This is a genomic window from Bacillus mycoides (assembly GCF_018742245.1).
GTDB lineage: Bacteria > Bacillota > Bacilli > Bacillales > Bacillaceae_G > Bacillus_A > Bacillus_A cereus_U.
Genome location: NZ_CP036134.1, coordinates 1 through 13,034, shown reverse-complemented (window position 1 = coordinate 13,034; position 13,034 = coordinate 1). Strand labels below are relative to the sequence as shown.

Here is a 13,034-nt window from a genome sequence, read left to right as displayed (position 1 = left end):
AAGATCACGGTAGCACCTACGATAATTGCTATTGGTTTAATCATTGTTACAGTAGCAATCCTAATTCCCGTTGAATTCCGGATAACGTGTGTCCATACGCATAACCTACAATACGAATACCTGGAGCGTATCTATGCTCTAAGTCTTCATTGTAAGTTTTCTTGTAATACTCTAGTTTTAAAGCAATATTGTGTTTATCATTAATAATTAACTCATCACTAGGGAATTCGTCCATTTCGATCTGTACAGCTACATAGTTAGCCTCTACATTTGCCGCTTCATTAAAACACTCTTCTAATCCTTCTAATGTTAATTCCATATTCATCCTCCTATCCAAATATCCACTTCATTCATATTCACGTTTAATATGTAATTTCTATATAACAAAGAAAAAAGCACCCGTTATGGATGCTTTTCTTACCTTTTATTATAAATTTTCAATAATCTTCCCGATTCTACTATTCACTTCGTCAATATTCTCTCTTAATACTTTTAAGAGTTCTTCAACTTCAGAAATATCTTCGATTTCGTCCCTGATAATTTTATTTAAATGAAATTCGACATCTTCAAATTTATAAAAGAAATCATAGAATACTGCATCTTGAATAACTTCTCTTTCGTGATGAAACATTTTCGCCTGTAGACCGTTTGTTAAAGCTTTATTTAAAAACCCTAAAGAAACTAAATATCTAGAATCATTTTCACGTTTTTTAAGGACGCTACATGCAATACTAATGTCATTGTAGGCACGTCGCATTAAATGTTCCATTAGGAAAAGATCGTGTTTAATTTTATCATTCATAGTTCATTATCCCCTCCTCCCCATTCTATCTATTCGACAGAAAAGAAGGATATCCTACAAAACAAAAAGCCATCACCGAAGTGACAGCTTTCTTTCAAGGGGATGGGAGAAAAGAGAGAAAACAAATGGCAATAAGTATCTCTACATTCAAGATTGAGGTGAGGTACTCTCAACCTTCTCCAAGCCACCGCATCAACTAGTATGGCTACACGCCCCGTGTTCGGTGACTGGGAGAAGAATAAGAATCTTCTCGTTTATACTCCGTGGAGTCGGTGATACGAACACCCTTTTTGTTATATTTCGTCCCGTGACAGATGAAATAACAACGTGATTATATAAAGGGAATCAATCTTTATATACAAGACAGTACTGCATTTTTCCACTGCCTTACTCTAGATAACAAGATTAGTAGGGGGACATACGCGGACAAGGGGAATTATCCGTCTTATTATCTAGAGTAAAGGAGTGACTAGTTCCTTTACACCCTGTTTTATCCCAATAGTAAAAATCGTGAGTAATTACTATAGGTGATAATTCAAGTTACGTATACAACCATTTTATAACGTGTGACTTTTTAGAACGAGTTCACTCAATCATGAGCAACCCCCCATTCTAGAAATCAACATAACAGGAATACTGATTTTTATATCAATATTCAATACAGAAGGTGGATTCTGTACTGATCGATTGATACAAATTATAAACAGCATGACGAATGCGAGTTATCTCACACCCGCCACACTGGAATATGTCATTGTAATTCATTCATTGGTCTTTTCGTCTTAACGCGGATTCTTACCGCCTAGCCCGCCCTTATTGCGGTATACGTTACCGTGACATTCTCGCATAAGAACGTTTCACTTATAGGTGTACTAATCCTCTTCGATATGCGGTTGTCAAAGGGCTGTCCAAAGCTCTTTAATGAGCTTGTAAGATAATGATAATTCGAATCGAGCATTTGCTTATCCGCTCCTTTATCGTTAATTTATCCGTGTTTTATCCGTGTTTTCAATCTAAAAATTATACAGTAATAAAATAAACTTCCTGCGCAAAGGATCTACCCTGCAAGAAATATTCCACATCAAAATATATGTTTCTCCTAAAATTCAATATAAGCTCATCCGCTTCATTTATCCCCCAAATATTATGATGTGTAATTTCTCCGTATTGTTTATATGCCCAAGAATCCTTCTTCCATTGAACTACAACTACATCGCCCTTTTTCAGCTTATTAAATTGCTCTTGATTTTCTAACTTAATAGATTTCATTTTATTTAACTCCCTTACCAAAACACTTTATGCAAGTTAATTTTATCCCATCCTCATATAAACCAAACCCATACTTACCAGTGTCTTTTATTTTCGTGATAGTTTCAAACTTAAAACCTTTTCCGTCGCATGCTTTGCATTTTTTATTCTTCATTTGATATTCCCCATTCCCTAAAAAGCATTTATATAATCCTTAGTGCTGTAGCAATCGCCATAATCGCATTCTTCTTCTGAGTATAGAACCAATTGTTTTCTAAAAACATTTGAGCCTTTACATTCTTATCACTTGTCATTCCATTTCTAAGATACTTCCGTTCGATAATCTCTCTTTGCTCTGGATCTAAAGCATGTTCCAACGCACGTTTAATCTGAATGTATTTATAATCATTAATTTTCTTAGTGTCACGTAATTCCGGGAACAAGGAGATATTTTGATTTGAGCATTCTTCCTGATTCTGCATACGAACCATCAAAACTCTGTAACTGAATAACTCCTTTGCTACTTCTTTTTGTATTAATTTATACTCCTCATTCGTGATTTCTGGAAAGAATGCTAATTGCTCCATCTGTAATCCCCCTATTTCTGAATTTGTCTTTTTAACATCACGTAAGGTACGTGAAATTTTACTATCTCTTTGTTGAATAAGGGAATGATGCCTACAATACAGCCCGTTGTCAAAACTTATAAACCTTTATATTTTCAAACAACAAAGCTCAGTAAAGTAGCTCGTTGCCAAAACCTCATAAAAATCTATAAAGTTTGCTTGCTTCCTGATTCTACGTGTCCGATTTTGCCAAAGCTACTCTCGTTTGATATAACACTCCACAGGCGTAAATTCGGATACAACGAATCCTACATATTAGCAGTAACTTTCAAAGTGTCATTCTGCTAATTTATATCGTGATAAGTTTATTGCGGCATTTAAATCCCTATCAATTACATTCCCGCAATCACATTTATAGACTCGATCAGAAAGTTTCAGATCCTTTTTGATGTTTCCACAACATGAACATATTTTTGATGAAGGATACCACATATCAGCCTCTACAAACTCAATTCCATGCTTTTCACATTTGTATTTCATTTTCTCTTTAAAATCATGGAATTTTTGTTGCGCTATAGCTTTTGATAAGTGTTTATTCTTCATCATACCTTTGACATTCAGCTTTTCCATAACAACTCTGCAAGGTTTGGTTTTCACGATTGCATTCGTCGCTTGGTGGATATGATTATCACGTATATTCGTTAATTTCCGATATAGCAACTTTATTCTTTTTTCGATTTTTATAATATTATTAGTTTTGACAAACTTAGTTCCATCCTTATTCATTTCGTATTTACGGGAAAATTTCCGTTGTAATCTACGGAGTCTCTTTTCTAATTTCTTAATAACTGATGTTTTATTGATATTTTCAAATGTCTGTCCATCTGAACATACAGCTAGTTCTTTTATACCTATATCTATGCCAATGCTTTCATTTGTAAGTTGTTGTTTCTCTGTTTCAATCTCAATACCTACAGATATAAACCAATACTTCCCATCAAAGCTAATACGAGGATTTGTATATCTATCTGACGTTGGTATTGTTTCGGATGTCTTAACCCATCCGACTTTTTCAATAATGACACTTTCTCCTTTTACTTTTAACCGTTCATTATCGTTATAAAATGTAGGTTTAGAATGTTTACGACTCTTAAATTTCGGTTTATTTGATTTACCTGTGAAAAATCTTTTGTAAGCTTCACACAAATCTTTTATGGCTTGCTTAGTAATATTGTTTGATACATCATACAACCAACTGTATTCATTCGTTTTCTTCATTTTTGTTAGTTCCTTACGAAGCGCACCATGTGAAATGAATTTATTGCCAGCTTTATATGATTCTTCTTGTTTTTCTAGTGCCCAATTATACGCCCATCTTGCAACCCCACTAGATTTCCAAAGTTGTTTCTCTTGTTCTTCCGTCGGTTTTAAACGTATCTTTTTTGAAAGAATCATTTGTTACTCACCTCCATAATTCAATTATACATTTAACTACATGTAGTTGCAAGTAGTTTTATTTTATGTATAATTTATTATGAGGTGATAAATTATGAATAACCGAGGATTAAAAAATCGTAAAACAATATCAAATGCTATCGATAAAGATCTACATGAACGTTTTGAAAAACTAGCTCAAGAAACACGTATACCTAAATCTAAGTTACTAGATGAAGCTATTGGCGATCTTTTAAAGAAATATCAAGACTCTACAAAATAGTTGTAGGGTCTTTTCAAAGTAGCCCCCACCAATCTACTCTGCATTGTTCCGTTATCCATTAAGCTGTCACTCTTTTGTTAACGGCTGCTGTTCTCTTATCCTCATCATGGATTGCCCAGCCTTCTTCTAAATGTTGCATCAACTCTTGATACTTAAATACATCGGATATCCAAACGTACTGATTACTCCCAAAACCCGGTTCTTTCATATACAACATGTATTCTCTTGTACCCTTGTATCTTGGAATCATCTACTCAGCCCCTTTATGATCTTGTCCATTCACCTAACTTCTTGTCCCATATCACAACGATTAACTCTTGTTTGTATAAGTACTCCCATAACTTCTTACGTATTGGAAATCCTTCATTGATAGCTCGTTTGCTCCCTTTAACATCACAGACCTCTACACGCCCATCTGAGTACGTTACTTTAAAATCCGGTGCAAACCTCATAGCTGACTTTTTCGACTTACCTGACTTCGTTATACTGCTCTTAATCTCAAAAGAAGGGATTAATGTATAGCTAGGGTGGCACTCTATATGAGTGACGTCACCCCTGCTTTTTAAGTACTTGTAATAGTTCATTTCTGACTGTGAATCGAAATTTATTCCGTCATAGGTCACTTTCTTCTGTTTAATTCGTGGTGCGTTCTTCTTAGTTGCTTTTCTCTTTCTAATCAACTAGTAACCTCGCTTTCTATTCAAAGGATTATCTTATTCAAATTTCTTTTTCTCCAAACATTACTAATATGTTGTTTGCTAAATCAACTGCATTTTGTTTATCTAGATATACATAGTTCATTGTTCTTTCTTCATGATTGACTATTTCTATATTCAATTCTCCTTCTGTATCCTTGTACACTCTGACTATTTCATCAGATAAAGTGCAATTATATTCCTTTTTAAAAGACACCTTTATTCATCCTCCATTTCACAACCAAATATTTCAGCGTCAGCTTTTTTATATACCTCTAGTTCTTTAACTCCATTCTCTTCAAGATTTCTTAATAGCTCTTCTGCCATGCTCATACGGTAATAAGTATCTACAGGAATTACTACACTGTCTGGACTACTCCATTCTTTAAGTTTTTCTATAAGTTCTACAATCCCGTCGTAATAACTCTCTTCTACTAAAAGGACTTTCCCGACTCCTTCAATATTCATCCTCTCCCACAAAGATTTATCTTCTTTAATATCATGAGGTTTCATTTCACATTCTCCTTTTACTCATTTATCTTCTCGTCAAGATTGATCTCACATTCTTCACAAATTACCTCTACCGTTCTATCCTCGTTACCTATCATACATGTGAATAACTTATCGTGATGCGGAATACCTTCATGTTCAAATTCCCACCGTTTAATACATATTGGACATATACAATCAATCTTTTTCCCTTTAAGAATCATCTTTACTCTTCCTCCTCATGCATATAGTCAAAGTAGCAGTAACTTATCTCATCAGCCTCTCTCACAAGCTGGAAACATCCCTTTGAGCGTTTATTTTCTATTACGTCAGCATGCTTTTCTTGGCACTCTTTACAGATAGCAACATAGATCATTCTGTTTTCCTCCCAATAATACTTTTACTGAAATTTATTTAATTAGAATTTCATCATTTCTACCGTAAGTTTTCATTGTCTCTAACGCACTTTGTATCGCTATTTCTTTATTAGAATGGAATTTCAAGCACCAGGTATCTCCATTTTCATCTACACCATGAATCTTAGATGTTCCATTTGGAAGACTTGTAATTGTTATCATATTTTTCACTCCCATTCTCCTAACCTCGCTTTCTATTCCATTTGTCCTTTGCACTCTTCAAGAAAATCAATAACTTCCTGAACATGCTCCTTTGTTGTCATACTCTCCATCACGTATCCTGCATCGTTATAAACGTTAACCTTACTTCCTTTAAACTCCATTCCTAACATCCCATCGTCACCTAATAGCTTTACGTTATCTTCCATTCTTTTAACCTCGCTTTCTATTAAAAAGATTATTTTGTTTGGTTTTCAATTTCTAAATTTATAGCTTCCGCATCATCTAACATAAGTAATAAACTTTCTACAACATGCTTTGATTCTGGATTGTTATACGTAACGTAATTACCATCTACCTCTACAATTGTCATTACTCCAGAATGAGTTACCTTTACATCTTTCATATTTCTTCCTCCTTATAGATCAGTACTTCATCCTTCTGAAACTTCAATACACATTCGCACTATCCCATAACTCGATAAAGCTAGTACTATGAAACTACCAATCGCCCACCAAGCGACTCTCCATGATGTTTCAACGCAAGCATGTATTAGTGCACTTGCACTGAACACCATTAAACTTAATGACCATAAGATTGAGTAAGTTATGATCATCTAGTCACTCCTTATATTCCGTTGCTACAACCTCAGCAACCCTTATTTCTTGTTTCACTAAATCCTCTAAGAAGTAGAACGCTTCATACTCACCTTCATCTGCTTTTATGTTTTCAAATTGTTCCCTTTGATTTTCATCTAACTCATATTCAAACGTTACTTTTACTTTCATTTCCCTCTACCCCCTGAATAAAACTCAATATTCCGTCAATACTGTATATGACATTAGATTTTCTCCTTGTTCCCCCTTGGAGAACCGAGCAGTTAGCTTTTGCTAGCTGCTCTTTTGCATTCTGCAATCGCTGTATAAAGTTTCCCTTCCTTGATTTGTTTAATGATTTCTGCATCAACAGATTTTTCAACACTATCCATAAGCTCAATTAATTCATTATTACCTTCCTTGTGAGATATCTTATTTAATCTATCCCAATAAGCGCCCTTTAAAGTGCTCATATCCATTCCCCTTTTCTACAAAATGTTTTTTATAATAAACCTTCAATCTTTGCTATTGCTTCAAATATCGGATAAATTTGCTGAGGCACGACGGCATTGCCCAGAAATCTCAATCTATCTTCGTCCAATCTTGTGGCAGTCCCATCATCCATTCCACAAATTGCGGGTTGATTTTCTTCCCAATATGTTCTGGAAAGTGTTCCCCGATTGATCCCGGCAACGTTTTCCCGTGGCTGCCGTTTGCTTCTGAAGGGCACAACTCTCGGATCGGCTTGTAATTTTGACTTGTCGTTGGAGTGGCCAACAATAAATGTCCGGTATCTTTGATGTGGCGAGCCGACACTGACAGCCGGTAATACGAACGTCCTTGTCGAGTAGTTTTCTTCTTCCAAGTCGGTGAGCACGGTGTCCAAGCCCATTGAGACGTGTCCAGCAACATTTTCTCCAACGAACCAAGTGGGTCCGAGTTCTCTAATGAGTCGGAAGACTTCTGGCCACAACCATCTTTCGTCTTCTGCACCTCTTCGCTTACCAACAAGACTTTCTCCCTGACAGGGATATCCTGCGGAAATAACTCCAATTGAATCAACGTCAACACCTCCATCTATTAATGATTGTTTCGTAAGTTTATATAAATCCGGGAAAATAGGAATGTTAGGATAGTTCTTTCTAAGTACCTTCTGATTGAACTCTTCTATTTCGCAAAAGGCTGCTGTTTCAATTCCAACCCAATCTGCTGCCATACTTATTCCTGCAATTCCCGAACATAGATCTAACATTTTCATTTCCTATTCCCCTTTTCTATTCAAATAACGCTTTTGTTTAGTTTTTAACCCAACAGTACATACGGTTCTTCATCGTCTGTATAATCACCAACAATATCAATATCAAATAAATCAGTGATAACCCCCTGTAGTCCGTAATGTGCTATTTTAATTGTTTCGTTGTCGTCATACTCTTCTAAAGCAATTAACAATTCCTCTTTAGTCATTTTCATTCATCCTTTCTTAACAAAATTCAAATTTGGTCTTAATATCCGATTTTCTGGCGTTGATGGTTCACTTCATTCTTTTCCATGTATGCCACTTCAATTTCTTTATCAGTGAAACCTAGCAATCTTCCTAAACCTAAATATTGTAAGAATACTTCCTCATAATTCTCGAATTCGGGTCCATAAGCGAATTTAGAAACAGACACGTAAATTTCTAAAAACTGTGCTGTTAAATTATTTCCTGTATAAACTTTTATATTGTGTTCATGCAAATAAGGTAAATGTTCTTTATCGTAACCTTTTAACAAGCCTAACGACAAAACGAAATGCACACCGTCCACATACTCCTCAAGTATCACTTCGCGCGGTGATGGCCCTTTCTTACTCCAATCTTTGAAACATCTTGTTTCTTTTGCACATTCACCAACCTCATCCAATAAAGCCAAAACAAGGTTATCAAACCGATCATGCGTGATATTATTCTCCTTAACAATTCGTTCATCCAACGCCTTTTGTATTTCAAATAACTTTTGTAAGTTAATCATTCCATTCCACTCCTTATAAGTAACTTTTCAATTTCTCTTTCTGTTTCTTCAACACTTCCAATGAAAGCTTCGTCTTCCGTTTCTCGTTATCCAATCCCACCAAGTGATATTCCATCTTACGAATCTCGTTTTCCACTACTGCGAGCTCACCTTCCAGCTGTATTTTGGTTTCTTTTTTCACATAATCCCTCCTATAGCCCTAACGCTTCCATAATCTCGCCAATGTTTTCATCAAACCCTCTAAAAGTATGTTTATCCTCATTATTTTCAACAAACACTAATGTCGGCAGCGTATTAGATTCAATTATTGAAACTAAATAATCTCTAGCGTCTTCACTTTCATCAATATTCCTTTCAATAATTTCAACCTCAACCGGACAGTTCTCTAACATTTCCTTTGCTCTCTTGCATTTTGGACAAGAATTTCCAGTGTATATAACGATCTTAGTTGCCATTCTCTTCATTCTCCTTCGCTTCTGCTAATAGTTGAGTTACTTCAAACGTGCCATGCTGTGTATATTTCATTGTGTTTCCTCCTTGTATTAGATCTGCATTCTCATAAATATTTCCTACAACAAACAAATCGTTAGTGAAATCTAATGGAGCATATATTTGTTCTTCCCGACCTTCTAAGTGTTGTTTCGTTTCATATGTGTACCAAGCTCCCTTAAAACTAACTACGCCTAACTGAGAAAACCCATCTACGCAGTCGTAATCGATGATACCTCCACCTGAATCGCGGTTTGGAACAAACGAATCTTGCTCCCAAACATGAACTATGTCACCTTCATAAATTTCGTTACCTTTCGAATCCTTTATCCCTGTGTACTGACTAACCGTTCCCCATTTAACTGGTACAAACCCTTGACCGGATTCCTCGATGTAAGCTAATTTATCGTCATAATTTACAATCGCATTCCCATAAAACCACTTTGTATCACCGTAATCCTCAATCGGCATTCCACGAAACTTAACCTCTCTCATTCTCCCCATCTCCTTTTATCAATTCGAATAACTCTTCTTCATCCATTTCCCAAAGTTGTCGTCCTGTATCTTCTTCCTTATAGATCCCTTTATGTAATAGAACGTCGATGTAGATTTGTTTCCTGTCCATTTACCTATCTCATGCCCTTCACATATTCTTCCTTCAGATCACGAATCAACATAATTTCTTGCGGTCCTGCTTCATGTCCGAGCGAATCCACCTTGTAAAAATACACTTCGCTAGCCATCGTTACACGCGTTATAGCGATATGCTCACCTGTCTGTTTATGAGTCCAGAAACCTCTTAATATAGCTCTCTCTTTGCTTGTCACGGCTTGTCCTCTCCTAACTGATTTGTTTCTTCTTATATTTACGCGGTGGTTTTGTTGCCGCTTCGTATGGATCCATACCTTTATCCATCCTTGCGTAAAACGAAGATGTGCTAATCCCGTTTCCCTTAGCTATTTTTATTAAAGATTCCCATTGTTTGTGTTTTTTTGGTGTTGTTACTGCTTCAAAAGGGTCCATACCACTTTTAAGCCTTTTATATAATGTTGTATGGCTAATTCCATTTTGTTCCGCTAGTTTTTTTATTCCAGCGTTTATTCCTATCCCATATTTTTTCTTTCTAACTGGTACCGTTATAGCACGTTCAATCTCCCATCCACGCTTATTAACTCGTAAATACACATTCATTTTGCTAATGCCGTTCTTAGATGCCTTCTCGTAATCTTCATCAGTAATAACAGGGCCGTAATACTTCACAACACTTCCTCCTTAATTTTTACTGAACAACGTCTACCTGTATTGATTGGCGGTGTTGTCGCCGCTTTTTCTAAATCCCATCCATGAGTATTAACCCTCGACATAAACGTTCGGTAACCAATCCCATTTTCTTCCGCAATATCCAGCCAATATTTTCTATCGGATTTCAATTCATTTGCTGGCCTAGTAGCCGCCTCTTCACATTCCCAACCAAGAAGGTTTATTCTGCTATAAAAAGTACTAATATTTATCCCGTTTTCTTTAGCTTTTTTAATCCATTTTGAATATTTTCTTTCGTATCCATGATTTACTGTTCCCGGCTGGGCCGTCATTGCTTCTTTAATATCCCATCCTAATCGGTAAACCCTGCGATATAATGTGTGATAATTAATTCCGTTCTTCCTAGCAATTGATCGTTCCTCATCAGTTAACCAACGATTTAAAGTCATTTATACCACCGCCTTCTTAGCTCGATGTTTTACGTTTGGAGGAGTCGTTATAGCACGTTCTATATCCCATTTAAGTACAAATACTCTCGTTCTTAACGTTTGTTTCCCTATCCCATTTTTAAGTGCTATATCATACTGAACTGGCTTTATAATGTCCGTTTTACAGTGCGCTCTTAGGGAACATTCACCTGGTGTTAAGATCGGTGTTGTCGCTGCTTCCATCGGGTCCCATTTGTAACGCCTGATTCTGTTGAAGAAATTGATATATGGGATTTCGTTTTGCTGCGCTATCTCCCATTCTTTTGCATACTTTTCTTTCAAACTTACAAACAATGGCTTGGTAATCGCTTCCTCTTTATCCCATCCTTGAATATTGATTCTTTGGTCAACCGTGGCTCTCTTGATACCGTTCTTTTCAGCTAACTCGTAATCTTCCCAATTCGGCACAGGATTGTATTCCATCCCCATTCCCCTCCTAATCTAACTCCATGATTTCAGCTAACGTCCTATCCGATATATAAGTATTGATAATTTGAATCCGTCCGTATTTATCTTTAGCCATTCCCACGGCTTCGCTCTCTGACTTCGCTTCGAACCAACGAAGCTTCCATTTGTCATCCTTATCGTAAAACTCTACTGAGTACGTTATGACGCTTGTGTTACGCTGTAAAAACTTCTCTGAGGTGCTCTTTGCTGAGTAATCAAAACTCCCAACAACATCTTCCAGTGTTAATTGCTTCATGCTACTTCTCCAGCTTTCTCTAACTGTTGTAATCGATACGTTTCTTTTAATCTCTCAATGACTACCTGACGTCTCCTGTCCACTTCTTCAGGTGTAATGTTTGCTGCTTCGCAAACACATGATGCGAATTGATACATCCCTGTTCCTATATCGTTTCTGATTACTCCCGTTCCGTTACATGCACACATCTTAATTCCCCCTTATATTCAAATAACGCTTTTATTCAAAATCCTCATCCCAACGTTCAACTCGACCTCTTGTATAAGACCAAATCCCGTTTTTCTGAAGTGTCTCTAATTCAATTTCTACTGGAATGTATTCATCATCTAATTGCTGACTAATGAAATCTTCAGCTGCTTCTTTTGTAGGTAAGAAACAAGTCTCACTTAAATCCAAAGTAGTCTCTTCTATTGCAAAGTCATAAAAAACATCATCTTGATATTGATAAGCAAGCGCCCAAAACTTCATTCTTTGATTCCCTCTTTCTTAATAAAATTCAAATTTGATAAGTTTTTTTAAACGGTAATGCTTTTCTCCTGTAATCCTTTTTAGAATCCTAAATGTTCAATACGTTTATCTGACGTTTCCTTAAATACAATCGCTTCAGCTTTATTTAAAATCCGACTACCGAGCTTCTTGTCATATTTCTTGAATATGTCTCCACTTGATAAGTTAGTTGTTGTGATAGTTACTTTCCCTTGTCTTCCGTTTGTCACGGCGTATAGTACACGTTGGATGAAGTTGCTTGCTTCGTCCGTTCTGTTCATAGATCCACTCTCTGCGCCTAAATCATCAAGTACCAGGAAGTCAACGCTTGTTAATAGCTCCACGCAATATTCTTCTGTATACTTAGAATCTTTGTTGTTAAAGGAATCCTTGATAAGTCGCATTAATTGTTCAATCTCTACATACAAGCAGCTTTTCATTTTTTGATAGAGTAGTTCGTCATTATCCTTCTCGCCATCTGAAATTTCATAGAAATGGTTTCTTAATTCCTTTAGAATCGAATAAGCTAAATGACTTTTACCTGCACCCTGTACACCTACAATAAATACGTTTTTAACCATTCCTTCTTTTAAACTCTCTATAATGCCTTCTACGAGCTTTTTATTTGTTCTAGTCTCATTACATTCCGTTCTATAATTAGATAGCGTAGCTTCGAGTATTTCCTCGTTACTAATGATGCTGTGCTTTATAAGCATGTTGAATTTCTTAGATCGTTTGATTTTCTTGTAATGATTGTTCGCCTGTTCTTTTAATACTTTGTCGTTTTCCTCAACAACACATCGGGGGCAAACAACTTGTCCTTTAAATTCAATCATTTGAACAGGTTTAACGAATTTTTGACCACCTATTTCGTAAGAATGGTTCATGCATTTATCAGAATGGAAGTTCAC

The 13,034-nt window shown here is 36.1% G+C and carries 34 protein-coding genes; 1 reads left to right on the top strand and 33 read right to left on the bottom strand.

Annotated features, from left to right (window positions below; translation table 11 throughout):
• Positions 1-46: 46 nt before the first annotated feature.
• The 6 genes from EXW56_RS26465 to EXW56_RS26440 all read right to left on the bottom strand — a co-directional run bounded on the left by EXW56_RS26465 (position 47) and on the right by EXW56_RS26440 (position 4,071).
• The gene (locus EXW56_RS26465) at positions 47-319 is read right to left on the bottom strand and encodes a hypothetical protein (RefSeq protein ID WP_215597674.1); all 273 of its coding nucleotides are present in this window, start codon (positions 317-319) and stop codon (positions 47-49) included.
• 108 nt (positions 320-427) lie between these two features.
• Positions 428-802 (bottom strand): hypothetical protein, encoded by a 375-nt coding sequence (locus EXW56_RS26460; RefSeq protein ID WP_215597631.1) that lies wholly within the window; start codon positions 800-802, stop codon positions 428-430.
• Positions 803-1,822: 1,020 nt separating this feature from the next.
• On the bottom strand, positions 1,823-2,071 hold the full coding sequence (locus EXW56_RS26455) for a hypothetical protein (protein ID WP_215597630.1): 249 nt from the start codon (positions 2,069-2,071) through the stop codon (positions 1,823-1,825).
• Position 2,072: 1 nt separating this feature from the next.
• Positions 2,073-2,225 (bottom strand): hypothetical protein, encoded by a 153-nt coding sequence (locus tag EXW56_RS26450; RefSeq protein WP_215597629.1) that lies wholly within the window; start codon positions 2,223-2,225, stop codon positions 2,073-2,075.
• A 28-nt stretch (positions 2,226-2,253) separates the two neighbouring features.
• Positions 2,254-2,637 (bottom strand): ArpU family phage packaging/lysis transcriptional regulator, encoded by a 384-nt coding sequence (locus EXW56_RS26445; RefSeq protein WP_215597628.1) that lies wholly within the window; start codon positions 2,635-2,637, stop codon positions 2,254-2,256.
• A gap of 315 nt (positions 2,638-2,952) precedes the next feature.
• Positions 2,953-4,071, bottom strand: coding sequence for an RNA-guided endonuclease InsQ/TnpB family protein (locus EXW56_RS26440; RefSeq protein WP_215597627.1), 1,119 nt, complete (start codon positions 4,069-4,071; stop codon positions 2,953-2,955).
• Between the two features lie 94 nt (positions 4,072-4,165).
• Between EXW56_RS26440 and EXW56_RS26435 the strand changes: the two genes are divergently transcribed.
• Positions 4,166-4,333, top strand: coding sequence for a ribbon-helix-helix domain-containing protein (locus tag EXW56_RS26435; RefSeq protein WP_001065203.1), 168 nt, complete (start codon positions 4,166-4,168; stop codon positions 4,331-4,333).
• Between the two features lie 58 nt (positions 4,334-4,391).
• On the opposite strand, the gene EXW56_RS26430 is transcribed toward EXW56_RS26435, so the two are convergent.
• The 27 genes from EXW56_RS26430 to EXW56_RS26300 form a co-directional block, all read right to left on the bottom strand.
• Positions 4,392-4,583 (bottom strand): hypothetical protein, encoded by a 192-nt coding sequence (locus tag EXW56_RS26430; RefSeq protein WP_215597626.1) that lies wholly within the window; start codon positions 4,581-4,583, stop codon positions 4,392-4,394.
• A gap of 13 nt (positions 4,584-4,596) precedes the next feature.
• Complete coding sequence (locus EXW56_RS26425; RefSeq protein WP_435868472.1) at positions 4,597-4,917, bottom strand: DUF1064 domain-containing protein; 321 nt, start codon at positions 4,915-4,917, stop codon at positions 4,597-4,599.
• Positions 4,918-5,050: 133 nt separating this feature from the next.
• Positions 5,051-5,245, bottom strand: coding sequence for a hypothetical protein (locus EXW56_RS26420; RefSeq protein WP_215597624.1), 195 nt, complete (start codon positions 5,243-5,245; stop codon positions 5,051-5,053).
• A gap of 2 nt (positions 5,246-5,247) precedes the next feature.
• Complete coding sequence (locus EXW56_RS26415) at positions 5,248-5,541, bottom strand: hypothetical protein (protein WP_215597680.1); 294 nt, start codon at positions 5,539-5,541, stop codon at positions 5,248-5,250.
• Positions 5,542-5,555: 14 nt separating this feature from the next.
• Positions 5,556-5,741: a hypothetical protein gene (locus EXW56_RS26410; RefSeq protein WP_215597623.1), complete on the bottom strand. Its 186-nt coding sequence runs from the start codon at positions 5,739-5,741 to the stop codon at positions 5,556-5,558.
• A gap of 2 nt (positions 5,742-5,743) precedes the next feature.
• The gene (locus EXW56_RS26405; RefSeq protein WP_215597622.1) at positions 5,744-5,893 is read right to left on the bottom strand and encodes a hypothetical protein; all 150 of its coding nucleotides are present in this window, start codon (positions 5,891-5,893) and stop codon (positions 5,744-5,746) included.
• A gap of 34 nt (positions 5,894-5,927) precedes the next feature.
• Positions 5,928-6,095, bottom strand: coding sequence for a hypothetical protein (locus tag EXW56_RS26400; RefSeq protein WP_215597621.1), 168 nt, complete (start codon positions 6,093-6,095; stop codon positions 5,928-5,930).
• A 32-nt stretch (positions 6,096-6,127) separates the two neighbouring features.
• Positions 6,128-6,301 (bottom strand): hypothetical protein, encoded by a 174-nt coding sequence (locus tag EXW56_RS26395; protein ID WP_215597620.1) that lies wholly within the window; start codon positions 6,299-6,301, stop codon positions 6,128-6,130.
• A 29-nt stretch (positions 6,302-6,330) separates the two neighbouring features.
• Complete coding sequence (locus EXW56_RS26390) at positions 6,331-6,498, bottom strand: hypothetical protein (RefSeq protein ID WP_215597619.1); 168 nt, start codon at positions 6,496-6,498, stop codon at positions 6,331-6,333.
• Positions 6,499-6,525: 27 nt separating this feature from the next.
• On the bottom strand, positions 6,526-6,708 hold the full coding sequence (locus EXW56_RS26385) for a hypothetical protein (protein WP_215597618.1): 183 nt from the start codon (positions 6,706-6,708) through the stop codon (positions 6,526-6,528).
• A 4-nt stretch (positions 6,709-6,712) separates the two neighbouring features.
• Complete coding sequence (locus tag EXW56_RS26380) at positions 6,713-6,880, bottom strand: hypothetical protein (protein ID WP_215597617.1); 168 nt, start codon at positions 6,878-6,880, stop codon at positions 6,713-6,715.
• Positions 6,881-6,972: 92 nt separating this feature from the next.
• Entirely contained in the window at positions 6,973-7,161 is a 189-nt protein-coding gene (locus EXW56_RS26375) for a hypothetical protein (RefSeq protein ID WP_215597616.1), read from the bottom strand.
• Positions 7,162-7,190: 29 nt separating this feature from the next.
• On the bottom strand, positions 7,191-7,946 hold the full coding sequence (locus EXW56_RS26370; protein ID WP_215597615.1) for a DNA cytosine methyltransferase: 756 nt from the start codon (positions 7,944-7,946) through the stop codon (positions 7,191-7,193).
• 44 nt (positions 7,947-7,990) lie between these two features.
• Positions 7,991-8,152, bottom strand: a complete 162-nt coding sequence (locus EXW56_RS26365; RefSeq protein WP_215597614.1) for a hypothetical protein — start codon at positions 8,150-8,152, stop codon at positions 7,991-7,993.
• Between the two features lie 38 nt (positions 8,153-8,190).
• Positions 8,191-8,697, bottom strand: coding sequence for a dUTP diphosphatase (locus EXW56_RS26360; protein ID WP_252197299.1), 507 nt, complete (start codon positions 8,695-8,697; stop codon positions 8,191-8,193).
• Positions 8,698-8,710: 13 nt separating this feature from the next.
• Positions 8,711-8,878 (bottom strand): hypothetical protein, encoded by a 168-nt coding sequence (locus tag EXW56_RS26355; RefSeq protein WP_215597613.1) that lies wholly within the window; start codon positions 8,876-8,878, stop codon positions 8,711-8,713.
• A 10-nt stretch (positions 8,879-8,888) separates the two neighbouring features.
• Positions 8,889-9,152, bottom strand: a complete 264-nt coding sequence (locus EXW56_RS26350; RefSeq protein WP_215597612.1) for a glutaredoxin family protein — start codon at positions 9,150-9,152, stop codon at positions 8,889-8,891.
• Positions 9,142-9,681 carry a YopX family protein gene (locus tag EXW56_RS26345; protein ID WP_215597611.1) on the bottom strand — a complete coding sequence of 180 codons (540 nt, stop codon included), beginning with the start codon at positions 9,679-9,681 and terminating at the stop codon, positions 9,142-9,144. Before EXW56_RS26345 ends, EXW56_RS26350 begins: the two co-directional genes overlap by 11 nt.
• Positions 9,668-9,811, bottom strand: coding sequence for a Fur-regulated basic protein FbpA (gene fbpA, locus EXW56_RS26340; RefSeq protein ID WP_215597610.1), 144 nt, complete (start codon positions 9,809-9,811; stop codon positions 9,668-9,670). Before fbpA ends, EXW56_RS26345 begins: the two co-directional genes overlap by 14 nt.
• A gap of 4 nt (positions 9,812-9,815) precedes the next feature.
• The gene (locus EXW56_RS26335) at positions 9,816-10,013 is read right to left on the bottom strand and encodes a hypothetical protein (protein ID WP_215597609.1); all 198 of its coding nucleotides are present in this window, start codon (positions 10,011-10,013) and stop codon (positions 9,816-9,818) included.
• Between the two features lie 13 nt (positions 10,014-10,026).
• Entirely contained in the window at positions 10,027-10,446 is a 420-nt protein-coding gene (locus EXW56_RS26330; RefSeq protein ID WP_215597608.1) for a hypothetical protein, read from the bottom strand.
• Complete coding sequence (locus EXW56_RS26325) at positions 10,443-10,895, bottom strand: nucleoside permease (RefSeq protein ID WP_215597607.1); 453 nt, start codon at positions 10,893-10,895, stop codon at positions 10,443-10,445. Before EXW56_RS26325 ends, EXW56_RS26330 begins: the two co-directional genes overlap by 4 nt.
• Positions 10,896-11,357: a hypothetical protein gene (locus EXW56_RS26320; RefSeq protein WP_215597606.1), complete on the bottom strand. Its 462-nt coding sequence runs from the start codon at positions 11,355-11,357 to the stop codon at positions 10,896-10,898.
• A 13-nt stretch (positions 11,358-11,370) separates the two neighbouring features.
• A complete protein-coding gene (locus EXW56_RS26315) occupies positions 11,371-11,637 on the bottom strand; it encodes a hypothetical protein (protein ID WP_215597605.1) in 267 nt (88 codons plus the stop codon).
• On the bottom strand, positions 11,634-11,825 hold the full coding sequence (locus EXW56_RS26310) for a hypothetical protein (RefSeq protein ID WP_215597604.1): 192 nt from the start codon (positions 11,823-11,825) through the stop codon (positions 11,634-11,636). The genes EXW56_RS26315 and EXW56_RS26310 overlap by 4 nt, the downstream gene beginning before the upstream one ends.
• 31 nt (positions 11,826-11,856) lie before the next feature.
• Positions 11,857-12,105, bottom strand: coding sequence for a hypothetical protein (locus tag EXW56_RS26305; RefSeq protein WP_215597603.1), 249 nt, complete (start codon positions 12,103-12,105; stop codon positions 11,857-11,859).
• 80 nt (positions 12,106-12,185) lie between these two features.
• Positions 12,186-13,034, bottom strand: an 849-nt coding sequence (locus EXW56_RS26300) for an AAA family ATPase (protein ID WP_252197298.1), incomplete at its 5' end; no start/stop codon positions are given.